Origin of the sequence: Achromobacter animicus, from assembly GCF_902859585.1 — a bacterium.
Taxonomy (GTDB): domain Bacteria; phylum Pseudomonadota; class Gammaproteobacteria; order Burkholderiales; family Burkholderiaceae_B; genus Achromobacter; species Achromobacter animicus.
This window is the reverse complement of record NZ_CADIJM010000002.1, coordinates 455,122-481,285: the sequence shown is the minus strand read 5'-3', so window position 1 is coordinate 481,285 and position 26,164 is coordinate 455,122. Positions and strand designations below refer to the sequence as shown.

Below are 26,164 nucleotides of genomic sequence, written 5' to 3'. Positions count from 1 at the left end.
TTCCTATTTAGAATAATGACCTCACCTCAGCACACCCGCCGCCGCTTCTGCGCCGCGGCGTTGGGCGCCGCCCTCCTGCCGCGCCTTGCATCTGTCCGGGCCGCCACGCTCGAACGCCGGGCCCAACTGACCCTCGCGGGACCGGGCGCCGTGGTCAGCTATCCGCTGATGCACATGGCGGCCACCGGCGCGCTGGCCGATCACACCGACAAGCTGCGCTTCCGCTTGTGGCAGACGCCGGACCAGTTGCGCACGCTGCTGGTGAACCGCGACGTCGAGTTCAGCGCGGCGCCCAGCACCCTGCCCGCCCTGCTGCACAACCGCGGCATGCCGGTGCGCCTGTTGAACATCTCGGTCTGGGGCATTCTGTGGCTCGTCAGCCGCAATCCCGACATCAAGACCTTCGCTGACCTGGCGGGACGCGAGCTGGTCGCGCCCTTCCAGCGCGATCTTCCCGCCGTGCTGCTGGACACCTTGCTGCAGGCCCAGGCCGACAAAGGCCTGGCGCCGGTTACGCTGCGCCGCACCCGCGACGGCCAGGACGCCATCGCCCTCATGCTGAGTGGTCAGGCGGAAAGCGTGCTGCTCGTCGAACCCATGGCCTCGCTGCTGCTGTGGCGCGCGCAACAGGCCGGCGGCATGGCGCTGCACCGCGGCCAGAGCCTGGAAGCCGCGTGGCGCGGCAGCTTTCCCCAACAGCCTTCATTGCCGCAAGCCGGCGTCATGGCCGGCGCAGGCGTGGCGGACGATACCCCGCTGTGCCGCGCGGTGGACGCCGCCTACGCCGCGTCGGCGCGCTGGTGCGCGGCCAACCCCGAAGCCTGCGCCGACCTCGTGCGCAAACACCTGCCGCACCTGCCCGCGCCGGCTGTCGTGACTGCGATTCGCGGCACGCGGCTGGACAGCCGCAGCGCCCACGATGCCCGTCCCGAGCTGGAAGCGCTGTACCGCCTGCTGGCCAGCCGCTTTCCGCAGGCCATCGGCGGCGAGCTGCCCCCTGTCGGCTTCTACGGACCATGAGCGCCCCCGCCGCAAGTCCCGCGCGCACGTCGCGCGGCTGGAGCGTGGCCGGCGTCCTGCTGTTGCTGCTGGCATGGCACCTGACCGCCCGCCATCTTGGCCCGCTGCTCATGGCCACGCCCTGGGACGCGCTGCGCGCCATCGGCCCCCTCGTGCGCAGCGAACAGTTCTTCGCCAACGCAGGCGTCAGCCTGATGCGCATCGGCGTGGGCGTGCTGGCCGGCGCCTCCATCGGCTTCACGCTCGGCGTGCTGGCCGGGCACAGCGCGCGCCTGCGTGGCCTCATCGAACCTTTGCGCTGGCTGCTGATGGCCGTGCCGCCCGTGGTGATGGTCGTGCTGGCCATGCTGTGGTTCGGCATGGGATCGCCCATGGTCATCTTCATCACCACGCTGATGATGGCGCCCGGCATGTACGTCAACACCGTCAAGGGCATGCTGCACGTGGACCGGCGGCTGATGGAGATGACGCACGTCTATCGCTACGGCCCGTGGCTGCGCCTGCGCCACCTCTACCTGCCCGCGCTCAGCGCGCCGCTTCTGGCCGCCCTGCTCATCGCCCTGTGCGGCGGCGTGCGGCTGGTGGTGATGGCCGAAGTGCTGGGCGCGGAAAACGGCATCGGCTATGCGCTCGCCAATGCCCGCAGCACGTTCGACACCGCCGAACTCTTTGCGTGGGTGCTGCTGATCTTCGGCCTGGTCGCGCTGCTTGAATTTGCACTGCTGCAGCCGTTGCAGCGCCGCCTGGGACGCTGGATGGAGCCGAGCCATGCTTGACATGCAAAACCTCGTGCTGCGCTTTGGCGCCCAGCCGGTGCTGGCCCGCATCGACCTGCAACTGGCTGCCGGAGAGCGGCTGGGCCTTGCCGGCCCCAGCGGCGCGGGCAAGAGCTCGCTGCTGCGTCTGGCGGCGGGACTGCTCGCGCCCACGGCAGGCACGCTGCGCAACACGTTCCGGCATCCGGTGCTGATGTTCCAGGAGCCGCGCCTCTTGCCCTGGCGCAATGCGCGCGACAACGTGGCGCTACCGCTGCGCGCCACCGGCCTGCGCATGGCCGACGCCCGCGCGAAAGCGGATGAATGGCTGGCCCGGGTCGGGCTGGTGGGCGCGGGCAATGCCTGGCCGGGAGAGCTGTCGGGCGGCATGGCGCAGCGGGTCTCGCTGGCCCGCGCGCTGGCGCTGGAGCCCGACCTCCTATTGCTCGACGAACCCTTCAGCGCGCTCGACCCCGCGCTGCGCCGCCAGCTCTCCGCGTGCTGCCACGAAGAAGTCGCGCGCCTGGGCGCGGCCCTCATCTGCATCAGCCACGACCCGCAGGAACTGCTGGGCCTGGTCGACCGCTGCGTCATGGTCGGCAACGGCCGCCTCGAGCCCGTCTCGCTCAGCGGGTCTATTGGCAGCCCGCAGCGCGCCGCCGACGCCGAACGCCTGCACGCCCTGCTGCTCGACTCAAGGAAGCAACCATGACCTACCTCGCCCTGCACATCGTGCATCTGTTCGCCGCGCTGATCTTCATCGGCACCGTGATCTTCGAAGTGCTGTTCCTCGAACCCGTCGCCAGACGCCTGCCCGCCGACGTGCGCCGCGCGCTGTCGCAGCAACTGGCGCCGCGCGTGCGCGGCGTAATGCCCTGGGTCCTGGTCGTGCTCTACGCCTGCGGGCTGGGCATGGCCTGGCACTACCGCGCCGTGCTCGCCAGCCCCGGCAGCTCGGCCTTCGCCGCCTTGCTGCTCTTGAAGATGGCGCTGGCCGGCAGCGTGCTGCTGCACGTCATCACAGCCATGACGCTGGCGCGCCGCCAACGCCTGCACGCCGCGCTCCGTTCACGCGTGCATCTGAGCGTGTTCTGTCATATGGCCGGCATCGTATTGCTGGCCAAGACCATGTTTCACATTTCCTGGTAACGCCCAGGCCCGTCCTTCGTGGAATCCATCTGATGTCTACCCCTGTCCTGCGCCAGCTCGCATCCACCCTCACCCTGAGCGCCCTCGGGCTGTCCGTCGCCGCGGCGCAGGATGCGCCGTCGCTGGCCCCCGTCGTCGTTTCCGGGACCACCATCCCCAATGCACTGGAACCCAGCGTACAACGCACGCAAGCCGAACTGCAGGCCGTGCCCGGCGGCACCAACCTGATCCAGCCGCAGCAGGCGGTGCGCCTGATCACGCTGCGCGACGCGCTGGAATACCAGCCCGGCGTCATCGTGCAGGAATTCTTTGGCGGCCTGGACCAGCCGCGCCTGAACATCCGCGGTTCCGGCATCCAGAGCAACCCGCTGTCGCGCGGCATCCTGCTGATGCAGGACGGTCTGCCGCTCAACGACGCGGACGGTTCCTTCATCATCAGCCTGCTCGAACCGCGCAATGCCGGCATCATCGCCGTGCGGCGCGGCGCCAACGCGCTGGCCCCGGGCGCCAGCACACTGGGCGGCGAGGTCGACTTCCAGTCGCTCACCGGCACGCAGGGCGACTTCATCCGGCTGGGCGGCGGCAGCTTCGGCACCCGCAACGTCACGCTGGCCAAGGGCTTTCAGGACGAGCGCTTCGACGGCCGCTTCGCCTTCGGCTACGACAAGTCGGACGGCTACCGCCACCACTCGTCGTCCGAACGCACCAGCTTTCAAGGCAACGTCGGCTTCCGGCGAGGCCTTTTTGAAAACCGCACCTATCTTTCGTACACGGACCTGAAGTTCGACATTCCCCAGCCAATCCCGAAGGCGCGCATGTACGAGGACCCGCGCAGCGTGCTGGGCGACGGCAATTCGCCGCAGGATATTTCCAACAACGTCTACAACAGCGACCAGCACCGCGACACCAACCAGTTCCGCCTGGCCAACCGCAGCTTCTGGGGCACCGAGGCCTTCAACCAGACCGCCGGCGTCTACTGGCAGCACACGAACGACGACTTCACCAATCCCCAGGTCGCCAACGTGACCGACAGCGACACCTATGGCATTGCCTGGCAACTGAACGGCAAGATCGGCACGGTGGACTACCGCGCCGGACTGGACTGGCAGCGCAGCAACATGGACCGCGACCTGTACGCCATCCGCCCGTCCGATGGCCAGCGCCTGCAACGCTTTGGCAACTACGACCTGCGCGCCGAGAACCGCAGCGCGATGGTGGGCGTGGACTGGCACCTGACGCCGCAGTTCAGCGTGGTGGGTGACGTCAAATACACCGTCGCGGTGCGCGACGCGCACGAGCGCAACAGCGGCAAGACGCTGGATCAGGATTGGCGCTACGCCACGCCGAAGCTGGGCGTGATCTGGCAGCCGGCCGCGACGCAGCGCTGGTATGCCAACGTCAGCCGCAGCAACGAAGTGCCGACCTTCTGGGAAATCGTCAACGGTGAAGTCGCCGCGCCGATGAACCCGGCCACGGCCAGCACCTCCATGAGCAAGCTGGACCTGCAACGCGCGCTCACGTATGAAGTCGGCGGCGACGGCACGTTCACCGTCGCCGGCCGCGACCAGCACTGGAGCGTGTCCCTGTACCGCAGCAAGGTCGACGACGAGCTGATGTCGGTCACCAACGAAAACGGCACGCCCGCCGGCACCTACAACTACAACGGCCGCACGCGGCACCAGGGCATCGAAGCCGGCCTCTACGGCACGCTACCCTCGCCCGGCGAAGGCATGTTCGACTACCGCATCGCCTACACGCTCAGCGACTTCCGCTTCCGCAACGGCCAATATGAAGGCAACCGCATCGCCGGCGTGCCGCGCCATCTGCTGAGCGCCGAAGTCATGTACCGCATCGGCGGCTGGCGTTTCGGCCCCAACGTGCGCTGGCTGATGAGCGACACGGAGACCAACCACGCCAACGCGCCCGGCACGCAGCAGGAAGCCTATGCGCTCCTTGGCTTCAAGATCGCCTACGAGCACGACGCGCACTGGAGCGGCTATGTCACGGCCGACAACCTCACCGACAAGACCTACGCCAGCAGCTACGCCATCCGCAACACGGCCACGCCCGCCATGCCCGTCTTCCTGCCGGGCAACGGCCGCGCGTTCAGCGCGGGTGTGGCGTACAAGTTCTGATGGCGGACCGTTTGCCTTAGAACTCCGTGCTCACGGACAACAGCACCGTCAGCGGCGCGCCGACCGTCAGACCTTCGCGCGCCGCGGACTGCCAGTAGTTCTTGTTCAGCACGTTCTCGACCATCGCACGGATGACCACGGGCTTGCCGTTGGCGTTGAAGGCATAGCGCGCGCCCACGTCGAAGCGCGTCCAGCCCGGAATCTCCTGCGTGTTGGCGACGTCGACGATCTGCGAGCTGGTGCGAAGCATCCGCGCGGTCAGCGTCAGGCCCGGCACGAATGGCGTGTCCCATTCGGCTGCCGCGTTGAATTGCAGACGCGGCACGGCCGGCGCGCGATTGCCGTCGTTGACGCCGCCCTCGGTACGCGTCAGGCGCGCATCGGTATAGGCCACGCCGCCCAAAAGGCGCACGCCGTGCGTCGGCTCGCCCTGCACCAGGAATTCCAGACCGCGGTTGCGCTGCTTGCCATTGGACACGTAGCGCAGGCTGGCAGGATCCAGATAGCTGCTGGGACGCTCGATCTGGAACGCGCTGAGCGTCGTTTCAAACTGGCCGAAATCGTACTTGGCGCCCACTTCGAACTGCTTGGAGATTTCAGGCGCGAACACTTCGCCCGCGTTGACGGCGCCTTCGGGCGCCGTCCCGCCCTGGCTCAGGCCCTCGATGTAATTGCCATACAGCGCCAGCCGCTCCGTGGGTTTGACGGTCAATGCAAACGCCGGCGTGACGGCGGACTCGTTGTAGTTCGACGTCTGGCGACCGCTCATCGCGTCGAAGTTGGTCGACTCCACGCGCTGGTGCCGCACGCCCGCGATGAATTGCACGCGATCGTCGGCCATCGAAATCGTGTCGGCCAGCGCAATGCTGACCAGCCGGGAATCGCTGGCCCGCGGCAGATCCGACGGCCGCGCGATGTTCGGCTTGGGCAGGTCCGCGGGGTTGTAGATGTTGGAAAACACCGTGCTGGACCGGATTCGCGCCGCCGAATAGTCGATGTCCAGCACGCTGGCGCTCAGCGCCGGCTCATGCTTGAGCGGGCCGGTCTGCAGGCGCCCCCGCACGCCGATTTCGCCCGTCTTGCTCAGCAGCGACTCGTTCAGGCGGGCCGGCACCGCGCCGATATCGCCCGCTTCGTTCAGCATCAGCCAGCTGGTCTGCATGCTTTCAAAGTCGTGCTTGCGCGCGCCCACTGCGCCGTAGACGGTCCAGTCCGGCGACACGTCGTACTCGGCGCGCAGCGCGCCCGACCATTCCTTGGTCTTCCAGTAGGTCCACGACGGAAAGAAATTACGGCGCGCGTCCGGCGCCCGGCCGATGTCCACGCCCGACGGCGGTGGAAACAGCAGGCCGCTGCGCGCATCGGTAGTGCGGTTCTGGTAGTTGATGTCGCCTTCCACGCGCAGGCGCTCGCCCTGGTAGTCCAGGCCCAGCGCCACGGCGCCCAGGTCTTCCTTCGCGCCGTCCATCGGCAGGTCGCCGCTGCTGCCGGCCACGTTCAGGCGCACGCCCCACTCCTGGCTCTCGCCATAGCGGCGCGACAGGTCGGCGTGCGCGCCGAACTGGCTGTCGCCGATGTACGACACGGTAAAGCGGTTCAGCGGATCGGCGCCCGCGCGCTTGGGCACGAGGTTGATTGAGCCGCCCACGGAACCGTAGGGCGCCATCCCGTTCAGCAAGGCATTGGGACCGCGCAGCACTTCGACGCGCTCCACCCCGATCAGCGAACTGGAATTGCGCGGCGACACGCCGTACAGGCCATTGAACGACACGTCGTAATTGAACAGCGTGAACCCGCGGATGTTGAACTCGTCGCGCCCCGCACCGCGCGAGTACGTATTGCGCACGGTGGGGTCATTGACCAGCACGTCGCCGATGTTCTGCGCTTGCTGGTCCTCGATCAGCTTGGCGGTGTACTGCGTCGCGCTGAACGGCGTGCTCATGTCGTCGCGGTCGCCCAACAGGCCCAGACGCCCACCGCGCGCCACCTGGCCGCCCGGGTAGACGGGCGGCAGGCCGCTCGCCAGCCCCGAGGCCGTCACCGTCACGGGTTCCAGCGTGGTGGTCTGGCCGGCGGGCAAAGCGCTCAGGCGGTACTGGTTCGGCGCCTCGCGCGTGGCGCGCAATCCCGTTCCGGCCAGGGCCTGCTCCAGCGCCTGATGGGGGGTATAGCGGCCGCGCACGCCATTGCTCTGGCGGTCGGCCACCAGCGACGGCTGCGCGGCCAGCAGGATGCCGGACTCGTTCGCCAGCCGCGTCAGCACCTGGTTCAGCGGCGCGGGGGCAATGTCGAAGGCCATCAGATCCGCCGCCCCCGTCGTCGCGGGCGCGGCCTGCGCGTGGGCCGTCGGCCCCCAGACGGCGGAAACGGCCATCGCCAGGGCCAACGGCAGGCCCCAGGACGGGATACGCCCGCGACGGGCGGCCAAGGCGCGTGCGCGGGTCACGGGAAAGGCCGCGGCGGCGGAAGAAGGACGGTGGGACATGACGGGACCTGTGCTCTCGTGCGTAAGTTCTGGAAGGGAGAGCGGCGCGCCAGCCATGCGGATTGCAGGGCGCGAGCGGCTCTTACTGTCCTTATTCGAACGAGCGGGCAAAACCCGGAACCGTTTCGCGGAAATTTTTTTCAGGCGCGCGCTTCGAGGCTGATCCACCAGGGCATCGTGCGGCGCACGCGCACCGGCAATACCGAGGCCAGCATGTCCAGCGCGCGGTCGGTCTCGCGGATGGGATAGCTGCCGAAGACGTGCAGCCGCGCGATCTCCGGCGCCACGGCCAGGTGGCCGAAGTGATAGCGGCGCAATTCGGCCACTACGTCCGCCAGCGGCGTGTTGTCGGCCACCAGCACGCCGCGCGTCCAGGCCTCCCGGGCGGGGTCCAACGGCAGGAAGCCGTCCAACGTGTCCGCCGTAAACCGCGCCTGTCGCCCCGCCGGCACGATGCCGCTGGCGCGGCTGGCGGCCGTGTCGACCCGGACGGCGCCTTCGTGCACGGCCACCACCACGCCGTCGTCCTCCCCACGCACGGTGAAACGCGTACCCAGCGCCTGGAGCCGGCCCTGCGCGGTGTCGACCACAAAGGGACGGATCGGGTCCGCGGCGGTCTGGATCAGCAGCTCACCGGCGACAAGCTGCAGGCGGCGCAATGTGGCGCCATAGTCGACATCGAACGCGCTCAGCGCCTTCAGCCAGACCTGCGTACCGTCCGCCAGCGCGACGTGGCGCGTTTCGCCCAGCCCCGCGCGATGGTCCGCGCCCCAGGTCGAGGCCGCCAGGGGCAAGGGCGTCTGCCGCCACGCCGTCCACCCCAGGCTGGCGATGCCCAGGGCCCCCGCCATCCCCAGCAGCAGTTGCCGGCGAGCGCGCGGCCGGGCCGACGCGGCCTGCCCGAACGCCGTCACGGCGGCGTCCCGGTCAGGACTGGATTGCAGTGGGGAAAAGCGGCGGCCAATGCGTTCGACGTAACCCCAGGCCTCGCGGTGTTCCGCCGCGCGGTCGATCCATTGCTGCCATTGCTGGCGCTCGGCGGCCGACGCATCGCCGGATCGCAGCAACGCATACCACTCGGCGGCCTGCTCCATCGCGCGATGAGAGGGCTCGCGCGCCTGCGCGGCGCTCATGAGGCGGCCGCCTGCAATGCCGCGGGCATCTGCGGCGGGCCGGCCGGCTCGTCCGCATGTCCTGCCGCCAGGCGCGCCTCAAGCTGCATGCAGCACAGCATGGCCTGGGCGACGTACTTGCGGACCATGCGCGACGACACGCCCAGCACGTCCGCCACTTCCTGGTCGGTCATCTCGCACGCCACCGCCATGACGAAGGCGTGGGCGGTCTTGGGCGGCAATCCGCGCAGCATCGCGTCGATTTCGCCCAGGGCCTGCAGCACCATGGCCTGATCCTCGGCCGAGGACACCGTGGGCTCGGGCTGCGCCGCCAGGGCGTCCAGCCAGGCTTGCTCCAGGTCGCGGCGGCGCCACAGGTCGATGCACATGCCGTTGGCCATCCGGCGCAGATAGGTCCGGGCATGGCGGGCGTTGTCGAACTTGCACGGGCGCGTCAAGAGGCGCACGAACGCGTCGTGCGCCAGGTCGGCGGCGTCCGCCGCGTTGCCCAGGCGCCAGTTCACCCAGGCCAGCAGCCAGCCGTGGTGATTGCCGTATAGGCTCTCGAAGTCCTGGGATGCCCCTTCCGATCCGCTCACGATCCCGCCCGCACGCGATACCGCTCACATTGCTTATTAATGCGAACGGTTATCAATTAACAAAGCGCAGATTATGGACCGGGGTGGCGAGGTTTGGCAACGGGGGTTTAGGCGATAATCCCGCTGCCCCGACGGGCCTGGCGAAGCCGGCACACAGCCGCGAAGGAAGCGATGAACTGGGACGATGCAAGGATCTTTCTGGCGCTGCAACGGGAAGGCACCCTGCGGCGCGCCGCGCGCGTGGCCGGCGTCGATCAGGCCACGATCGGGCGGCGCATCGCCACGCTGGAACACACCCTGGGCGCGACGCTGTTCCTGCGCAGTTCCACCGGATACACGCTCACGCCCACGGGTGAAAGCGTGCTGCGCGCCGCCGAACGCATGGAGCAATTTGCCCACGACCTGGTGCGGCAGGCCCAAGGCACGGACGGGCGGCTGGAAGGCGAGGTCAAGGTTGCGACGACCGACTCGCTGGCCATGGAATTCGTCATACCAGCCATCGCGGCGCTGCACGTGCAGCACCCTGCCGTGCGTGTCCGCTTGAACGTGTCGACCCAGATGGCCAATCTTGCCCGGCGCGAGGCGGACATCGCCATCCGTAACATCAAGCCCGAGAACCCGGATCTCGTCGCGCGCCAAATGGCCCGCTGGCCAGTGGGCCTGTACGCCAGCGAGCAGTATCTGGAACTGCGCGGCACGCCGGCGGAAGGCGAGGGCCTGCAAGGGCATGACCTGGTGTACTACCAGCCCTACCTCGAAGGCGGCCGCGCGCCCACCATCGTCGGCGAACCGGCCCAGGCAGGCTGCATCGTGGCCACGGCCAATTCCAGCCTGATGCTGCGCGCCATGATTGCCGACGGCATCGGCATCGGCGAACTGCCCGTGCCCATGGCCGAACGCGGCGGACTCGTCCGCCTGTGGCCGGCGCGCGAACGCGCAGGCGGCTTTCCCGTGTGGCTGGTGACGCACCAGGACCTGCGGCACACGGCCCGGGTGCGGGCATTCATCGACGCCGTCGCAAAGCAGTTCGACCCGCCGCCGCAATAGACGGCGATAGTCAGCGACGACTGTCAGCGGTTATTGCCACCGGTTATTGCCCAGGTTTACTGCCGCATTTTTGCATTGGTCGAATTGCAAAATGCTGCGTGATTGCAGCGCACCGGCTACCTATACTTTTTCGCAGCCCGGATGGTTTCGCCCGGCATTCGAAGCGTGAGGTTCCCCATGTCGCATTCATCCGCCGTCGCCCCCTCCGCGACGCCAACTCCCGTGGCAACACCGCCCGTAGCAGGCACCGCTGCATGGCGGTACGTCCTTGCCGGGTTCGCCGCCAGCCTGGCCAGCATCGGCCTGGCCCGTTTCGCCTACGCGCCGCTGGTCCCCGCGCTGATCCAGGCGCACTGGTTCTCCTCGTCCAGCGTCGTGTTCCTGAGCGCCGCCAACCTGACCGGCTATCTCATCGGCGCGCTCATCGGCCAGCCGCTGGCGCGGCGCCTTTCCAGCACACAGGTGCTGCGCGTCATGATGGCGCTGGTCACGCTGGCCTTTGCGGCGTGCAGCCTGCCGCTGTCGATCGGCTGGTTCTTCGGCTGGCGTCTTGCCTCGGGCATCGCGGGCGGCGCCATCATGGTGCTGGCCGCCGCGACGATCCTGCCGCATGTGCCGCGCGCACGGCGCGGACTGGCGGGCGGCGCCATCTTCCTGGGCATCGGCGTCGGCATTGCAGGCTCCGGCACAGTCGTGCCGTGGCTGCTGGGCATGGGGCTGCGGGCGGCATGGCTGGGTCTTGCCGCCATCTCGGCCGCGCTGACCCTGCTGACCTGGCGTGCGTGGCCGGCGCATGGCGCCGCGTCGCGCCGGTTGGCGAACCCCGTGGCGGGCACGCCTTCCCCTGCCCGCCAGCCCTCCGATCACCGCGCCGGCGTGATCCTGCTGTTCGGCCAGTATGGGCTGATGGCCGTAGCGCTGGTCCCGGCGATGGTCTTCCTGGTGGACTTCGTCGAGCGCGGCCTGGGCGCGGGCGCCGCGGCCGGCGCGCGCTTCTGGATTCTCTACGGCGTCGGCGCAATGGTGGGCCCCCCGCTTTACGGCTGGCTGGGCGATCGGCTTGGCCCGCGCCAGGCCCTGCGCGTCGTGCTGGCTGTTCAGGCGATCGCGATGGGCGCCTTGAGCTTCAGCCACCACCATGCATGGCTGGGCGCCGCCGCGCTGGTGGCGGGCACCTTCCCGCCGGGCATCGTGCCGCTGGCGCTGGCGCGCATCCACGACCTGATTCCGCACGATGCCTTTGCGCAGAACCAGGCCTGGAGCCGCGCAACGGTCAGCTTTGCGACCTTCCAGGCGTTGGCCGGTTACGGTTACTCGGCCGTGTTCAGCGCCAGCGGCGGCCAGCACCGGACGATGTTCGTCATCGGCACGGCGGCGCTGATCATCGCGGTCCTGGCCGAGGCCGGCGCGGTGGAAAAGTTGATCGGCCGGCTGCTGCAAGGCAGTCCCCAGCCTTGCGGCCCCGCGCCCGATTGCCGATGACACGCACGCCCGGCGCCTGTCGGGCGTACACGAAGGCTCATCCCAGATACTCCACATTCCCGCACACCGAAATGCTCTGCCCGCTGATCATCGCCCCTTGCTCCGAGCACAGGAACACCACCTGATTCGCCACATCTTCCGGACGCGTCATGCGGCGCAGCGACACCTTTTCCACAAGCTGCTCACGCATCGTATCGTTGCTGACCCCGCCGGCCTCGGCGCGGGCGGCGATGATGCGCTCGACGCGGTCGCCCGACACCACGCCCGGCAGCACCGAATTGACGCGGATGTTCGACGGCCCCAGCTCCATCGCCCAGGTCTGGGTCAGCCCGGCCAGCCCGAACTTGCTGGCGCTGTAAGGCGAACGCAAAGAAAAGCCCAGGCGCCCCGCCACGGACGAGATATTGACGATGGCGCCGCCGCCCGCGGCCCGCAGCAGCGGCACCGCGCTGCGCGCGCACAGGAACGTGCCGGTCAGGTTGACATCCAGCGTGGTGCGCCAGGCGTCCAGCGTCGTGTCCTCGAGCCGGCTGGTCGGCCCGGACACGCCCGCATTGTTGACCAGCACATCCAAGGCGCCCCACCGCGCGCCCAGCGCCTCGAACATCGCCAGCACCTGCGTCTCATCAGACACGTCCGTCCGGCTGACGCTCAACGCGGGCAAGCTTTCTTGCGCCGCCTTGAGCGCCCCTTCGTCCACGTCGCAGATATGCACGTCGGCGCCCGCATCCACAAACCTGCGCGCGATCGCCAGTCCGATTCCCTGCGCGCCCGCGGTGACCAGCACGCGGGCGCCTTTCAATGATTCGGTCATGTCCTTTTCCGATGATGAGAAGCGACGGCGCGGCTTCCGAGCCGCACCGTCAGACGGTTACGTCACAGCGCGAACTCGGGACGGATGCCGCTTTTCAGCGGCAGGCCCATGATCTCGCGCGCCTCGGCGGGCGTGGCCGGCTCCATGTCCATTTCGCGGATGATGCGCACGATGCGCTCCGTCAACTGCACATTGGTGGCCAGTTCGCCATGCCGGTAATACAGGTTGTCCTCCAGCCCGACCCGCGCGTGGCCGCCCAGCAGCAGCGCGCTGATGTTGGCCTCCAACTGCGACGGCCCGATGCCACTGACGCAGAAGACGCTGTTCTTGGGCAGCAGGTCCACCATCATCTGCAGATGCCGCGGCGAAAACGGCATGGCGTTCTGGAAGTTGCGATGCACGTTCATGACCAGGTTGATGAAGTGCGGGCCTTCGTCCAGGTCCTCGTTGATCAGCGTCGTCACGTCCTGCAGGATGTGCGTCGGACTGAACACCTCCCACTCGGGCTTGATGCCGCGCGCCTTCATGCCGGCGGCCAGCTCGCGCCCTTTGCTGAGCGGCGTGTTCATCAGGTAGTCGCGGTCGCCGAACGCCAGATTCAGCGTGGTGGCGTCCAGCGTGCACATCTCCGCGCCCGCGTCCATGCCCTTCAGACGCTCCTCCCACAGAATCTCCCACGTGCCGGGCGAGGTCTCGCCGACCATGTCGCCATGCACCCCACCGCCCGTGGAGTTGTTCAGCACGATGTCGCAGCGCTCGCGAATCAGCTGGTTCATCTTCCGGTAGACGGCGGCGTCGCACGTCGCCAGATCATCCGCACGCCGCGCATGCAGCGCCACCACGCTGGCGCCCGCGTTATAGCAGCGGTAGACATCCTCCGCGATCTCCGCGGGCTGCGTCGGCAGGTGCGGATTCTGGCTTTTCAGGGCCATGCCCCCGGTCGGGGCAATGGTCACGATGACTTTGCGTTTGGCCATGCGAGTTCTCCTAGGATTTCCACAGCGCGCAGCGGCTTTCGGACTGCTTCGTGAAGGCCTCGTTGCCGTCGATGGCCTGCACCACCGTGAAGTAATCCCACGGCTCCTTCGACTGGTCCGGGCTCTTGACCTGCAGCAGGTACATGTCATGCACGACGCGGCCATCGGGACGCACCACGCCGTCCTTTATGTACATGTCGTTCAGCTTGTTGTCCCGCAAGTAAGCCAGCACCTTGTCGGCGTCGTCCGTGCCGGTTGCCTTGACCGCGCGCAGGTACTGCAATGCCGCCGAATAATCGGCCGCCTGCAGCGACGACGGCATGGCCTGGCGTCGGTCGTAGAACTTGCGGCTCCAGGCGCGCGTCTCGTCCGACGCATTCCAGTACCAGCTGTCGGTCAGGTACATCCCCTGCGCGGCCGGCAGGCCCATGGCGTGGATGTCGTTGATGAACATGATCATGCCCGCCAGTTTCATCGACTTGGTGATGCCGAACTCGTTGGCGGCCTTGATTGAATTGGTCGCGTCCGCGCCGGCATTGGCCAGCGCCAGGATCTCGGCCTTGCTGCTTTGCGCCTGCAACAGGAACGACGAGAAATCGCTGGCGGCCAGCGGATGCTTCACGCTGCCCACGACCTTGCCGCCGCCGGACTCAACCACCTTGGTGGTGTCGGCCTGCAGCGCGTGCCCGAAAGCGTAGTCGGCCGTCAGGAAATACCAGCTCTTGCCGCCCGCCTTGGCCACCGCCGCGCCCGTGCCGCGCGCCTGCGCCACGGTGTCGTAGGCATAGTTCAGCGTGTAGGGCGTGCATTGCTCGTTGGTCAGCGCGGGCGCGCCGGCGCCGACAACGATGATCGGCTTTTTCTTGTCCGCGGCTACCTTCGACATGGCCAGCGCCGTGCTTGAATTGGTGCCGCCGATCAGCATGTCCAGGCCGCGCTGGTCAAACCATTCGCGCGCCTTGGCCGACGCCACGTCAGCCTTGTTCTGGTGGTCCGCGGTCAAAAGCTCGATCTTCTTGCCGTTGATCTGCCCGCCCATTTCCTCGATCGCCATCTTGATGGCTTCGGCGCCGCCAGGACCATCCGGCCCCGAGTAGACGCCGGACATGTCGGTGATGAACCCGATGCGGATCACGTCGTCGGACACTTGCGCCTGTGCGGCCGTGGCGGGCAGCAGCGTGGCGGAAATGGCGCCGGCAATGGCGGTGGCGGACAGCAGGCGTGGCATTGACAACATACCGGTCTCCTCTTATGGTTTTTGGCCCGTGGGCGTCAAACATTCTGCGGTCCGGCTGCCCCTGCGGACAGTCATCATGTTGACAAAGAACCCTAGGGTTTACCTGGGCCGCATTCCACCTCCAGACAGGGAATGAACATGCGTGAACCGCCTGCCCTGGCGGGCAACGACGCGTCCGCCGTGAATCGCAGGCCGGCGCGCAGTGCCGTGGACAAGATGCTCGACGTGGTGCCCTGGTACAAGGGTCTGCCCGAACTCGAGCGCGATGTGGTGCGCGCCGAACTGCGGACGGTGTCGCTGGCGACGGGCGAATACCTGTTTCGCGCGGGGTCCCGCTCGCCCGGGTGGTATGGCGTGGTCGAAGGCCTGGTGAAGTGGTCGTCCCCTGGCACCGATGGCCGCACGTTGTCGCTGGCCGGATTCAGCACGGGAAGCTGGTTCGGCGAAGCCACCATGATCCGCCGCGAACGCTTCGAATACGAAGTCGTCGCCTTGCGCCCCAGCCGCATCGTGATCCTGCCGCGCGACACCTGCGAACGCCTCTGGAACAACAACATCGAATTCACCAAGGCGCTGATGACGCATCTGGCGCAACGGGTGAACTGGCTGATGGGCTGCTACACGGGCAACGTGCTGCTCGACGTCGACACCACGGTGGCGCGCGCCGTTGCGGCGCAACTGGACGCCGAGGTCCATTCGGGCACGAAGGGCCGGTTGCGGATCTCGCAGGAAGAGATCGCGGGCTTATGCGGCGTCTCGCGCCAGCGCTGCAACACCGCGCTGACCCGCCTGGCGCGCGAAGGCGTACTGCAAACGCATTACGGCGGGTTGACGGTGCTGGACAAGGAGGCGTTGTACCGGTGCGCAAAGATCAGCCGCAATCCGGCATAATGCCCGGGCTGCCGCCGCTCACGCGGCGCTGACACGAACGGCAACGCCGCGGCACAGCGCAATCTTTCTTGCTTCGCAGAACTGTTCTGCAGATCGATGGGGTAATCGGCCGGTCGGATAAAAATTATCATCGGCGTATGAGACAACCCCTGGCCGGAAGTCTGATTCCGGTCAACCCAGCCGCCAGCGTCAAAACACAAGAAACCGGCCTGCGGAAGGCACGGTCCCCGCATGGCGACGGGAACCTGGAGAGAGACAGATGCGCAAGCTCACGCGCCGCGGCTTCATCGCGGCCGGCACCCTCATGATGTTTGCCCGCCCGGTGCTGGCCGCGGCCAAGCCCGTGACCCTGATCGTGCCCTATGCCGCGGGCGGCCCCAACGACAATTTCGCGCGCCTCCTGGCCGAAGGCATGGGCGCCGAGCTGGGCATGAACTTCATCGTTGAGAACAAGCCTGGCGCCAACGGCATCATCGGCGCATCGCAGGTCGCACGCGCGCCCGCCGACGGCAGCATGCTGCTGATGGGCGGCTCCGGCCCCCTATCGCTGAACATCCTGCTGCGCCCCAGCCTGAACTATGGCTTCGACAGCTTCAAGTCCGTCGCCATGATGTTCGACGGCCCGCTCACGATCACCGTGCCCGCGAAGATGGGTGTCAATTCCCTCGCGGAGCTGGTGGCCTATGCAAAGAAAGAGAATCGCGCGCTCACCTACGGATCGCTAGGCCCCGGCAGCGTCACCGATCTGTACGGGCTGATCATGTCCAAGACGCTGGGCATCCCGCTGACCGCCGTGCCCTACAAGAGCACGCCCACCAGCCTGATCGACCTCATCACCGGGCGCAACGACCTCTCCTACATGACGCCCATCGCGCTGGCCGACCACCAGAAGGCGGGCGCGGTGAAGATCCTGGCGCTGACAACCGACCAGCGCGATCCGGCCCTGCCGGAAGTGCCCTGCGTGACGGAATTGGGTTATCCCCAGCTCAAGGCCAGCTATTGGACGGCGTTGCACGCGCCCAAGGGAACGCCCGACGCGATCATAGAGGCCTATTCCGCGGCCGCCATCAAGACCGTCCAATCCGAGAGCTTCCGAAAGCTGCTCGTAGCCAACGGCCAGACCGAGAAGGCCGGCGGCCCGCAGGCACTGGAAGCGCAACTGGACGCCGACCGGCAATATTGGGGCAAGGTCATCCAGGAAAACCACATCGTTCTCGATTGAGCCAGCCCTTCTCCCAATGACAAGCCCGCCAATTTGGCGGGCTTGTCTGTTCAGGCTGATGCGGTCATTCGCTCATTGGATCTGCGCCGGCGCGATGCCGTGCGTGGCGGACTGGAAGTTGATCACCGGGCGAGCCTCCCGGCAGGCGGTCCTGCGGATCTTGCCCACGATGAGATCATGCGTGCCCAGTTTCTCGGTGCAGACGATGTCGCACTCGATGCTGGCCAGCGCATCGGGCAGCACAGGCGCGCCATGTTCGTTCATCACCCAACCGCCTTGGGCGAACCGCGCCCTGCCCTGAGGGTTCTTCATAAAGGCCTCGATCACTTCGCCATGGCCTTCTCCCAGGATGTTGGCAACGAAGCGGCCGTTTCGCAGCAGCGGCGCATGCGCCGACGCGGTCTGCTGCACAAAGAACCCGACCATGGGCGGATCGGCGGAAATCGACGTGAGGCTGGAAACGATCATCCCCGCCATATCGGCCCCGTCGCCCGTGCTGACGGCGCTGATGCCCGCCGGCAGCGAGCGCATCGCCGCCTTGAAGTCATCGACCGACACCACCTCGTCGCAATCATTGACCACCATGTGCGCGCGGATATCGCCGCGTTCATCGACCCATCCATGCCGCGCTGCGTAATCCACCATCTTCGAGAAGCTGGCTTCCCAAGCTGGATCGCCCGCGTGCTGCGACAGGAAGCGCAACACCGACGGCGACAGCCGCACGTGCCGTTCGTCCTCGCGCCGGCCAATGCGGGCGATCGCACGTTCGAGCCTATCCGCGGGCTGCGGATCCGCCATGACATCCAGGCGGCCGAAGTCCGCCGCGTCGCGCAGCGCAATCGCGCCGGCATTGCTCAAGTAGATACGCATGTTGGACTCCTTCAGGCAAGGACGGTCGTACTGCCAACTTCCTTGCGGATCGCGGGAATGATCTTGTCGCCCCAGAGTTCGATCTGCTTGAGCATCGTCTTCTGGTCGAAATCGCCAAGCTGCGTTTGCAGCGCGATGTGCTTGGGCCGCAGGATGCTGATCTCTTCCAGCATCTTGTCGATGACTTCATTGACCGACCCCACCGGCAGGTTCTTGCGCAGCTGCTCGAAGGTAGGATCCGTGTCCGAAGGCACTTCCTTGACCATGTAGCCGTCGTCGCTCTGCGCGCGGCGGAACTTCAAGCTTTCGGAAATGCGGCGCTGGAAGCGCGCGCAATCCAGATAGGCGTCGATCTCGGCTTTGTTGTCCGACGCGTAGCCGCAGCGCAGGAAGCCGAACTTCACATCGCGATCCAGGTCCTTGCCATTGTCGTCCGCCACCTTTTCCAGCCGGCCTCGCAGCTCGGCGATGGCGTCGTTGCCCTTGAGCAGCGCCGTCACGAACAGGTTGTGGTTTTCGCGCACGCCGCGGCCCAGCGTCACGGGATTGCCCGACGTGATCCACAGCGGCGGCATCGGATCCTGGATGCAGCGCACCGCGATCGAGCTGGGCGGAATCTTCAGGAACTTGCCGTCATGCTCGAAGATCTTCTGCGTCAGACCCTTGGGGATGACGTCCAGGAACTCATTGAAGATGGCGCCCGACTCTTCCAGCTGCACGCCGAAGCGCTCGAACTCGAACTGCTGATACCCGGATCCCACACCCAGTTCCAGGCGGCCGTTGGACACCGTATCCACGAAGCCGACCTCGGCCAGGAAACGCGCTGGGTGATACAGCGGCAAAATGCACACCGCCGTGCCCAGACGGATGCGGCTGGTCTTCGCGGCCGCATGCGCCACCGTCATGAGCGGCGACGGCGACAGCGAGTAGTTGTTGAAGTGGTGCTCGGCGTACCAGGCCGTGTTGAACCCGGCTTGCTCGGCCGCCACCGTCTGCTCGATGGAGTTGTTGATGACTTGCGCGGAGGACTGGTGGTAACCTCGTTGCTGCGCCAGAATGAATACGCCGAATTCCATTGTGTCTCCTCATTGATGCTTGAATCCTTGAGGAAATTCTAGAGGCCGGTAGTCATGGGCTGGAATACAAGAAAAGCGGCGTTCTGTGCTGCATAAAGTGGAGGAATGATGGACAGACTGCGCGCAATGGAGCTCTTTCTGTCGATCTCGAAGACCGAGAGCTTCTCGGAAACCGCGCGCCAGTTCGGCATCTCCGCCACCTCGGTGTCGCGCATGATCACCGACTTCGAAAACGAGCTCAACGTGAAGCTCCTGCTGCGTTCCACACGGCAGGTGGTGCTGACCGAAGCGGGCCAGGAATACGCGCGCCAGCTCGAAACCATCCTCTGGAACATCAACGAGGCGCACCGCAACATCACCGAAATCCGCGCCGCGCCCAAGGGCATCCTGCGTGTGCATTCGCGCATGATGTTCGGCCTGGGCGTGCTGCCGCAGCTGGTCGCCGCATTCCGCGAGGCCTATCCCGAGATCCACATCGAACTCGTGCTGTCGGAAGCCAAAACCGATCTGCGGCGCAATAACTTCGACATCGACTTTCGCATCTCGCCGCCCGTCGAGGCCGGCCTGAAGCGGCGCATCCTGTTCAAGAGCGAACGCTACCTGGTAGCCTCGCCGGCATACCTGGCGAATCGCGAACTCCCCACGCGGCCCGCGGATATCGCGCAACATGACTGCCTGGCGTATCTGCTGCCCGGCGACCAGACCTGCTGGCGCTTCAAGCAGGGCGACGCCATCGACGAGGTGCTGATCAAGCCGCGGCACGTCACCAACAACGGCGTGGCCTTGCTGGAACTGGCCCGGCTGGGCGAAGGCATTGCGCTGCTGGACGACTACACCGTGCACCACGACATCGAGCGCGGCACGCTGGTGCGGCTATGCCCCGATTACCGTGTCACCAACACGACGTTTGAAGAAGGCATGTACGCCACCATCCTGGATACCGCCATGATCCCCGTGAAGATCCGGCTGTTCCTGGACTTCGTGGCCTCGCACGTATCCGGCGCGGAACTGCGCTTTGCGGCGTACGGCAAGCCGGCCGCCAGCGACTGACGCGCCGGCAGGCCTCAGGCTTGCGGTCGGATCCGGCAATGCGGACGCGGCGCGCCGGCATAACTCGTGCCGCGCACGCGCAGCAGTGCACCATCCATCGGGCCGTCCGCCGACAGGCGTCCGCTGTCGCTGATGGAGGTGACGTACAGGTCGGCCAGCCCGTCCCCGCCAAAACACAGCGACGCCGGATGCGCGACCGGCAGGTCGATGCGCACATCCAGCTTTCCATCGCGGTCGAACCTGGCAATGGCGCCGGCATGCACCAACGCCGTCCATAACCCGCCGTCGCGGTCGAAACAGCAGCCGTCGGGCGCCGACCCCAGCGCGTCCGTATCGACGAAGACGTCGCGTTCCGACAATCTGCCCTGCGCGTCCATGCGGTAGCGGTAGATCTTGCGCACCGAACTGTCGCACACGTAAAAGTGCGTGCCATCCGGATGCAGGGCCGGCCCGTTGACCACCCCCAGCCCCGCGTCGATGCGGTCAAGGCGGCCGGCGGGATCAAGGCGGTACAGGCCGCCCAGCGGCGGCTCCCCGGCCTCGCGGTAGATATGCATGGTCCCCGCCACGAAGCTGCCGTCCGGCAGGGGCGTGCCGTCGTTCAACCGCAGATTCGGGTGGCTGTCCTCGATACTGGCCAGCATCCGCAGGCTGCCGTCCGCCGGCCAAAAGCGCGCAAACGACTCCTTCAGCGCCACCACCAGCTCGTCCTCGCCGTTGAACGCAAAGGAACCCAGCGGCGCAGGCAACTGCCAGCGTTGCACGCTGCCAGAGTCGGGGTTCACGGCCAGGATCAGCCCCTTGCGGCAATCCGCCATCCACAGCAGCCCGCGCGCTGCATCCCAGACCGGACATTCGCCCAGGGCTGCGCGCAGCGTCCCGATTTGTTCAATCAGCATCTTCCGCCTCGCTCCTTATTAGCCGGCTTTCCGCCGACTTTTTTCCCCATGGTATCGGCTTGGCGTGGGCGGGAATATGCGGCATTCCTGCAGAACACAACCACCGTTTTTGGCGTAGATCGCGCAGGAGCCCCTTCCTAAAATCAAAAAAAAGTCCGGCGCCGCCCGGCACGGACTGCGGACAAGACAGGTCGATCCGACCCGAGGAGACTTCCATGCAGCACGCCCACGGCGCCCGGCGCCCCACTGTCCATGCCCAGTCGAACGAGGTGCGCGCATGAGCGACACCCCCGTCAAGTTCGAAGTCAACGATGGCGTTGCCCTGGTCACCCTGAACAACGCGCCGGTCAACGCGCTGAACCGCAACATGCGGCGGCGCATCGTGGCGATCTTCGACGAGATCTCCGAGCGCGAGGACATCCGCTGCGCGGTGTTGACCGGCAACGGCACGGTGTTCTGCGCGGGCGCCGACCTGAAGGACCGCCCCAACGCCGACATTGCCGGCGACTTTCTGGAACACAACCGCATCACCCGCGAGACCGGCAACGCCATCAAGGAGTGCGCCAAGCCGGTCATCGCCGCCGTCAACGGCGCGGCGCTGGGCGCCGGCCTTGGGCTCATGGCTGCCTGCGACATCATGTATGCGTCCGATAACGCCACGTTCGGCATGCCCGAGATCAACGTCGGCCTGGCCGGCGGCGCTTCCATGCTGCGTACGCTGTTCGGGCGCTCGACACTGCGCCGCATGTTCTACACCGGACAGCGTTTGACCGCGCACGACCTGCTGCGCCGCAACGTGCTGGAAGACGTGCTGCCCCCCGATCAGCTGCTGCCCGCCGCGTTGGCGCTGGCGCACGAAATCGCCGCCAAGGCGCCGCTCGCCGTGCTGTACGCCAAGCGCGCGGCCAACATGGTGGACCTGATGCCGCAGCGCGACGCCTATCGCTTCGAGCAGGACTTCACGATGGCGCTGGCCAAGACCGAAGACGCGCGCGAGGCCCGCATGGCGTTCCTGGAAAAGCGCCAGCCGCAATTCAAGGGGCGTTGAGCATGACGCAGCAGAATCAACGCCCCGGTGCGGGGCTGGCCCCCTTTTTCCAGGCGTCGGGCATCGCCGTGATTGGCGCCTCCGATGAGGTCACCAAGATCGGCGGCCGCCCCGTCCACATGCTGATCAAGCATGGCTACCGCGGCGCCGTGTATCCCATCAACCCCAAGGGCGGCACCATCCAGGGGCTACCGGCCTACACATCGGTGAAAGACACGCCGGCAGCGCCGGAACTCGCCATCCTGGCCGTGCCCGCCGCCGCCACGCCTGCCGCGCTGCGCGACTGCGGCGCGCGCGGCGTGAAGGCCGCCATCGTCCTGTCGGCCGGCTTCACCGAGGCCGGTCCGCAAGGCGCGGCGCTACAGTCCGAACTGGTGGCGATCGCTAGCGAACACGGCATGCGTGTCCTGGGCCCGAATTGCCTGGGCACCGTCAACGTCGCCGAGCGCCTGATCGGCTCTTTTTCGATCGCGCTGGAAGAGAACATGCCGCCGGTCGGCCACGTGGGCATCGTGTCGCAGTCCGGCAACGTGGGCAGCCACACCATGCAGAGCGTCGCCCGGCGCGGCATGGGCGTCAGCCGCTTCATCGCGACCGGCAACGAGGCGGATGTGGACGCCGCCGACGGCATTGCCGCGCTGGCCGAGGATCCGGACACGCGCATCATCCTGTGCTGCATGGAAACTTGCCGGAATGCCGGAAAGCTCATCGACGCGTTGCGCCTTGCGCGCGGCAAGGGCAAGCCCGTCATCATCCTGAAGATCGGTTCCACGGAAAAAGGCCAGGCGGCCGCCGCCTCGCATACGGGCGCCCTTACTGGCTCGGACGCGGTGATCGACGCAGTCTTCCGCCGGCACGGCGTGCTGCGCGTGCGCTCTGTTGAAGCGTTGATCGACATCGGACACGCGGCCTCGCTGCTCATGCCCGACCGCCTGCCGGCCAACGACGCGGTCACGCTCGTTGCCGCGTCCGGCGGCTTCGGCATCATGATGGCCGACGCCATGAGCGACGCCGGCCTTGCGCTGCCCGCGCTCGCACCCGACACCCAGCGGCGCATCCTGGAAGCCGTGCCCACGGCCAGCACCGGCAATCCGGTGGACGCGTCCGCCCAGATGTCCAGCCGCCCCGACATTCTGCTAAAGATGCTGACGGCCCTGCTGGACGATCCGTCGGCCAGTTCGCTGGCGCTGTTCATGTCGCTGTCGCTCTACAACACCCGGCTGCGCGGCATCTATCTGGAAGCGCTGGCCCAGGTACGCACCAGCCATCCAGACCGCCTGCTGATGGTCATCAGCCAGGGCCCCGCCGACGCCGTCGAGCAGATCAACGCGCTGGGCATTCCGGTGTTCTCCAGCATCGACGCCGCGGCGACGGGGCTGTCGGGCCTGGTGAAGCTGGGCAAGCTGCGCGCGGCCGCTTATGCCGACACGGCGCTGCCCGCCGCCGAACCCGTCGATCCCGCGGTGTTCCGCAACGAATTCCACGCCAAGCAGGCGCTGGGCAACGCCGGCATCGACGTGCCGCGCGAATTCATCGCCCGCAGTGCCGACGACGCGGTGCGCGCGGCCGAGGCCATCGGCTACCCCGTCGTGCTCAAGATCGCCTCCGAAGACGTCGCGCACAAGACGGAAGCCGGCGGTGTGCTGCTCAACGTGGCCGATGCCGACGCCGTGCGCGACGCCCACGCCCGCATCCTGGCCAACGTCGCGCACCATGCGCCCGGCGCCCGCATCGATGGCGTCCTGGTCGCGCCGATGGTCGCGGGCGGTACCGAACTGATCGCCGGCGTGTCGCAAGACCCCGTCTTCGGCCCCATCGTCATGGTCGGCATGGGCGGCATCTACGCCGAGGTGCTGAAGGACGTGGCCGTGCAGGCCGCGCCCGTGACAGAGGACGAGGCCGCGGAAATGATCCGCTCGCTCAAGATGTTTGCCATCCTGGACGGCGCGCGGGGCCAGCCCAAGGCCGACATCGCCGCCGCCGCGCGTAGCGTGGCGCGCCTGTCGGCGTTTGCGTACCGCCATCGCGACGACGTCGCCGAGATCGACATGAACCCCATTCTGGTCCGGCCGCAGGGCCAAGGCGTGGTCGTCCTGGACGCGCTGATGATCCCGCGCGCCGCGCCCTCCCATTGAGGACAGCCATGCAATTCGAACAACTTGCCACGGTCCCTGACCCGAGCGCAGGCCGCGAGGTCTACCGCCAGCATGCGCGCACCTGGCTGCGCGCCAACCTGCCAGATTTCATGCGCGCCGACAGCCCGGACTGGCGCGCGCCCACGCTTGCCGAGAGCAGCGCCTGGGAGGCCGCGATGTATCAGGCCGGACTCGCCGGCATGACGTGGCCCAAGGTCTACGGCGGCCACGGGTTGACGCTGCGCGAGCACCTGGCGGTGAACAAGGAGATCGGCGCGCTGCCCATGCCGGAAAGCGTCAGTTCGATCGGCAAGGAACTGGCCGGGCCGATCATCATGGCCGTCGGCACCGAGCAACAGAAGCAGGAATTCCTGCCCGCGATTCTGGCGATGCGGCAGTACTGGTGCCAGGGGTTTTCAGAACCGGACGCCGGCTCGGATCTGGCACGGCTGCGCACCAAGGCCGTTCAGGAAGGCGACACGTGGCGCATCAACGGCCAGAAGATCTGGACCAGCGGCGCGGCCAAGGCGCACTACTGCCTGCTCCTGACGCGCACCGGCACCGTGGCCGACAAGCATCGCGGCCTGCTGATGTTCGCCGTGCCGATGGACACGCCGGGCATCCGCGTCGTTCCCATCAAGTCCATCGACGGCAAGGAATCCTTTGCCGAGGTGTTCTTCGACGACGTGGTGGTTCCCGACAGTGCACGCCTGGGCGCGCCGGACGAAGGCTGGAACGCCGCCATCCGCGTGCTGTCCATCGAGCGCGCCACCAACCGCATGTATCGCCCGTGGCGCTTCGAGTGCGAATTGCGCCAGCTCATTGCGGCCTGCAAGTCCGATGCGCAACTGGCGTCCGCGCTCGACGACGGCTATGTCCAGCGCCGCGTCGGCGATCTGGTCAGCGAAATCGACGGATTGAAGGGTCTGGTTGAACTCACGGTGGCGCGCATGCTGCGTGGCGAGACCATCGGCGCGCGCGGATCGCTGACCAAACTTTATTGGTCGGAATGCCACCAGGCCTTTGCCGGCCTGGCGCTGTCTCTGCTGTCGCAGGTCGGCCCGCACTCCAGTCCCCTGGCGCGCCGCGCCCAGAAGGCCTTTACCACCGCCTACCTCTTCTCGCGCGCCGAGACGATCTACGCCGGCACCACCGAAGTGCAGCTGGACGTCATCGCGCAGCGCGTCATGAATCTGCCCAAGGACCTGACATGAGCCACGAAGAACTGCGGCCCGAGGAATTCGCGCAGGCCGCCGAAGCCGCGATCACCGACGCCCTGTCCCGCCCGGATGCCGGCGCCATGGCCCAGGTGCTGGCGCAGGCCGGCCTGACTGGCGTGATGGCAGCCGAGGAAGACGGCGGGCTGGGCCTCTCACTCGATTTCGCGCTGCCGATCGCGCACGCCGCCGGACGCCTGCGCCTGCCACTGCCGCTGCCCGAACAGATCCTGCTTGCCAGCGCACTGGCCGGCACGCCGCAGGCCGCCGCGCTGGCCGCCGGCGAGCGCCTGGCCGGCATCGCGTGGCAAGGCAGCCTGCAGTCGGGCCATGCCCGTCTGGACAATGGCCCGGCGGACTGGGTGCTGGTGACTGACGGCGAGGGCGCCACGCTGCTCGATGCCAGCGCCCTGCCCCGCGACGAACACGCGGCGCTCGATCCCGATCATCCGCAAGCGTGGATCGCGCTGGACGGCGCGCCCGTACTGGCGCGCTTGGATGCTCGGGCCTGGGACGCGCTCCAGCGCCAGGCCCATCTGCTGCTTGCCGAGTTCGCCAACGGCGCCGCCGAAGGCGCCCTGCAGGCCGCGGCCGAGTACATGGCGACCCGCGTGCAGTTCGGCCGCCCCCTGTCGGCCAAGCAGGCCGTGCGCCACCTCCTGGCCCGCATGCGGCTGCTGCAGGACGTGTCCAGCGCCGCGATCCGCCGCGCCACGCAAGCCGACGAATACGGCGCGCCGCGCGAGACGCAGCCCGCGCTGGCCGGCGCGCTCGCCAACGCGGCTTTCGTCATCGAGAAAGCCATCCACCTGCACGGCGGCATGGGCTTCACGTGGGAACTGCCCCTGCATCGCGCCTTGCGCGCGGTGCGCAAGCTGGACGCCGCCTTCGCGGGTCTGGCCAGCGGCAACGGCCGCGCATTCATCCAATCGGTATAGGAAGAC

General features: G+C 67.3%; 23 protein-coding genes. 14 read left to right on the top strand and 9 right to left on the bottom strand.

The window, feature by feature from the left end; translation table 11 throughout:
- The first annotated feature begins 15 nt into the window (after positions 1-15).
- From HV681_RS07110 to HV681_RS07090, 5 genes are read left to right on the top strand one after another with little or no spacing between them, the layout of a single operon-like run.
- On the top strand, positions 16-1,020 hold the full coding sequence (locus HV681_RS07110; RefSeq protein ID WP_175122402.1) for an ABC transporter substrate-binding protein: 1,005 nt from the start codon (positions 16-18) through the stop codon (positions 1,018-1,020).
- On the top strand, positions 1,017-1,796 hold the full coding sequence (locus HV681_RS07105; protein WP_175122401.1) for an ABC transporter permease: 780 nt from the start codon (positions 1,017-1,019) through the stop codon (positions 1,794-1,796). The genes HV681_RS07110 and HV681_RS07105 overlap by 4 nt, the downstream gene beginning before the upstream one ends.
- Positions 1,789-2,487 carry an ATP-binding cassette domain-containing protein gene (locus HV681_RS07100; protein ID WP_175122400.1) on the top strand — a complete coding sequence of 233 codons (699 nt, stop codon included), beginning with the start codon at positions 1,789-1,791 and terminating at the stop codon, positions 2,485-2,487. The genes HV681_RS07105 and HV681_RS07100 overlap by 8 nt, the downstream gene beginning before the upstream one ends.
- Positions 2,484-2,924 carry a CopD family copper resistance protein gene (locus HV681_RS07095; protein WP_175122399.1) on the top strand — a complete coding sequence of 147 codons (441 nt, stop codon included), beginning with the start codon at positions 2,484-2,486 and terminating at the stop codon, positions 2,922-2,924. The genes HV681_RS07100 and HV681_RS07095 overlap by 4 nt, the downstream gene beginning before the upstream one ends.
- Before the next feature lie 32 nt (positions 2,925-2,956).
- Entirely contained in the window at positions 2,957-5,059 is a 2,103-nt protein-coding gene (locus HV681_RS07090) for a TonB-dependent receptor family protein (RefSeq protein ID WP_175122398.1), read from the top strand.
- Positions 5,060-5,075: 16 nt separating this feature from the next.
- On the opposite strand, the gene HV681_RS07085 is transcribed toward HV681_RS07090, so the two are convergent.
- The 3 genes from HV681_RS07085 to HV681_RS07075 all read right to left on the bottom strand — a co-directional run bounded on the left by HV681_RS07085 (position 5,076) and on the right by HV681_RS07075 (position 9,255).
- Positions 5,076-7,544, bottom strand: a complete 2,469-nt coding sequence (locus HV681_RS07085) for a TonB-dependent receptor (RefSeq protein WP_437340374.1) — start codon at positions 7,542-7,544, stop codon at positions 5,076-5,078.
- 140 nt (positions 7,545-7,684) lie between these two features.
- Positions 7,685-8,677, bottom strand: coding sequence for a FecR domain-containing protein (locus HV681_RS07080; protein WP_175122397.1), 993 nt, complete (start codon positions 8,675-8,677; stop codon positions 7,685-7,687).
- On the bottom strand, positions 8,674-9,255 hold the full coding sequence (locus HV681_RS07075) for a sigma-70 family RNA polymerase sigma factor (protein ID WP_175122396.1): 582 nt from the start codon (positions 9,253-9,255) through the stop codon (positions 8,674-8,676). The genes HV681_RS07080 and HV681_RS07075 overlap by 4 nt, the downstream gene beginning before the upstream one ends.
- A 171-nt stretch (positions 9,256-9,426) precedes the next feature.
- On the opposite strand from HV681_RS07075, the gene HV681_RS07070 reads away from it, so the two are divergent.
- Both HV681_RS07070 and HV681_RS07065 read left to right on the top strand, forming a co-directional pair.
- Positions 9,427-10,302 carry a LysR family transcriptional regulator gene (locus tag HV681_RS07070; protein ID WP_175122395.1) on the top strand — a complete coding sequence of 292 codons (876 nt, stop codon included), beginning with the start codon at positions 9,427-9,429 and terminating at the stop codon, positions 10,300-10,302.
- Positions 10,303-10,524: 222 nt separating this feature from the next.
- Positions 10,525-11,784: a YbfB/YjiJ family MFS transporter gene (locus HV681_RS07065; protein WP_254594908.1), complete on the top strand. Its 1,260-nt coding sequence runs from the start codon at positions 10,525-10,527 to the stop codon at positions 11,782-11,784.
- A gap of 37 nt (positions 11,785-11,821) precedes the next feature.
- Here HV681_RS07065 and HV681_RS07060 read toward each other — a convergent pair whose 3' ends face one another.
- The 3 genes from HV681_RS07060 to HV681_RS07050 all read right to left on the bottom strand — a co-directional run bounded on the left by HV681_RS07060 (position 11,822) and on the right by HV681_RS07050 (position 14,803).
- Positions 11,822-12,598 (bottom strand): SDR family oxidoreductase, encoded by a 777-nt coding sequence (locus tag HV681_RS07060; RefSeq protein WP_175122393.1) that lies wholly within the window; start codon positions 12,596-12,598, stop codon positions 11,822-11,824.
- A 62-nt stretch (positions 12,599-12,660) separates the two neighbouring features.
- On the bottom strand, positions 12,661-13,575 hold the full coding sequence (locus tag HV681_RS07055; protein ID WP_175122392.1) for a beta-keto acid cleavage family enzyme: 915 nt from the start codon (positions 13,573-13,575) through the stop codon (positions 12,661-12,663).
- A gap of 10 nt (positions 13,576-13,585) precedes the next feature.
- Complete coding sequence (locus HV681_RS07050) at positions 13,586-14,803, bottom strand: ABC transporter substrate-binding protein (RefSeq protein WP_175122799.1); 1,218 nt, start codon at positions 14,801-14,803, stop codon at positions 13,586-13,588.
- Between the two features lie 147 nt (positions 14,804-14,950).
- Between HV681_RS07050 and HV681_RS07045 the strand changes: the two genes are divergently transcribed.
- The gene (locus HV681_RS07045; RefSeq protein WP_239211271.1) at positions 14,951-15,703 is read left to right on the top strand and encodes a Crp/Fnr family transcriptional regulator; all 753 of its coding nucleotides are present in this window, start codon (positions 14,951-14,953) and stop codon (positions 15,701-15,703) included.
- Positions 15,704-15,962: 259 nt separating this feature from the next.
- The gene (locus tag HV681_RS07040; RefSeq protein WP_175122391.1) at positions 15,963-16,925 is read left to right on the top strand and encodes a tripartite tricarboxylate transporter substrate binding protein; all 963 of its coding nucleotides are present in this window, start codon (positions 15,963-15,965) and stop codon (positions 16,923-16,925) included.
- A gap of 72 nt (positions 16,926-16,997) precedes the next feature.
- Here the strand turns inward: HV681_RS07040 and HV681_RS07035 are convergent, their stop codons facing one another.
- The gene (locus HV681_RS07035) at positions 16,998-17,795 is read right to left on the bottom strand and encodes a flavin reductase family protein (protein WP_175122390.1); all 798 of its coding nucleotides are present in this window, start codon (positions 17,793-17,795) and stop codon (positions 16,998-17,000) included.
- A gap of 11 nt (positions 17,796-17,806) precedes the next feature.
- Complete coding sequence (locus HV681_RS07030; protein ID WP_175122389.1) at positions 17,807-18,871, bottom strand: LLM class flavin-dependent oxidoreductase; 1,065 nt, start codon at positions 18,869-18,871, stop codon at positions 17,807-17,809.
- Between the two features lie 108 nt (positions 18,872-18,979).
- On the opposite strand from HV681_RS07030, the gene HV681_RS07025 reads away from it, so the two are divergent.
- Entirely contained in the window at positions 18,980-19,921 is a 942-nt protein-coding gene (locus HV681_RS07025) for a LysR family transcriptional regulator (RefSeq protein WP_175122797.1), read from the top strand.
- Between the two features lie 14 nt (positions 19,922-19,935).
- On the opposite strand, the gene HV681_RS07020 is transcribed toward HV681_RS07025, so the two are convergent.
- Complete coding sequence (locus tag HV681_RS07020; protein ID WP_175122388.1) at positions 19,936-20,820, bottom strand: SMP-30/gluconolactonase/LRE family protein; 885 nt, start codon at positions 20,818-20,820, stop codon at positions 19,936-19,938.
- A 277-nt stretch (positions 20,821-21,097) separates the two neighbouring features.
- On the opposite strand from HV681_RS07020, the gene HV681_RS07015 reads away from it, so the two are divergent.
- The 4 genes from HV681_RS07015 to HV681_RS07000 are packed head-to-tail and all read left to right on the top strand — an operon-like array spanning position 21,098 to position 26,158.
- Positions 21,098-21,868 (top strand): enoyl-CoA hydratase/isomerase family protein, encoded by a 771-nt coding sequence (locus HV681_RS07015; protein ID WP_175122387.1) that lies wholly within the window; start codon positions 21,098-21,100, stop codon positions 21,866-21,868.
- Positions 21,869-21,870: 2 nt separating this feature from the next.
- Positions 21,871-24,003 (top strand): acetate--CoA ligase family protein, encoded by a 2,133-nt coding sequence (locus HV681_RS07010; RefSeq protein ID WP_175122386.1) that lies wholly within the window; start codon positions 21,871-21,873, stop codon positions 24,001-24,003.
- An 8-nt stretch (positions 24,004-24,011) separates the two neighbouring features.
- Positions 24,012-25,217, top strand: a complete 1,206-nt coding sequence (locus HV681_RS07005; protein WP_175122385.1) for an acyl-CoA dehydrogenase family protein — start codon at positions 24,012-24,014, stop codon at positions 25,215-25,217.
- A complete protein-coding gene (locus HV681_RS07000; RefSeq protein ID WP_175122384.1) occupies positions 25,214-26,158 on the top strand; it encodes an acyl-CoA dehydrogenase family protein in 945 nt (314 codons plus the stop codon). Before HV681_RS07005 ends, HV681_RS07000 begins: the two co-directional genes overlap by 4 nt.
- Positions 26,159-26,164: the final 6 nt, after the last annotated feature.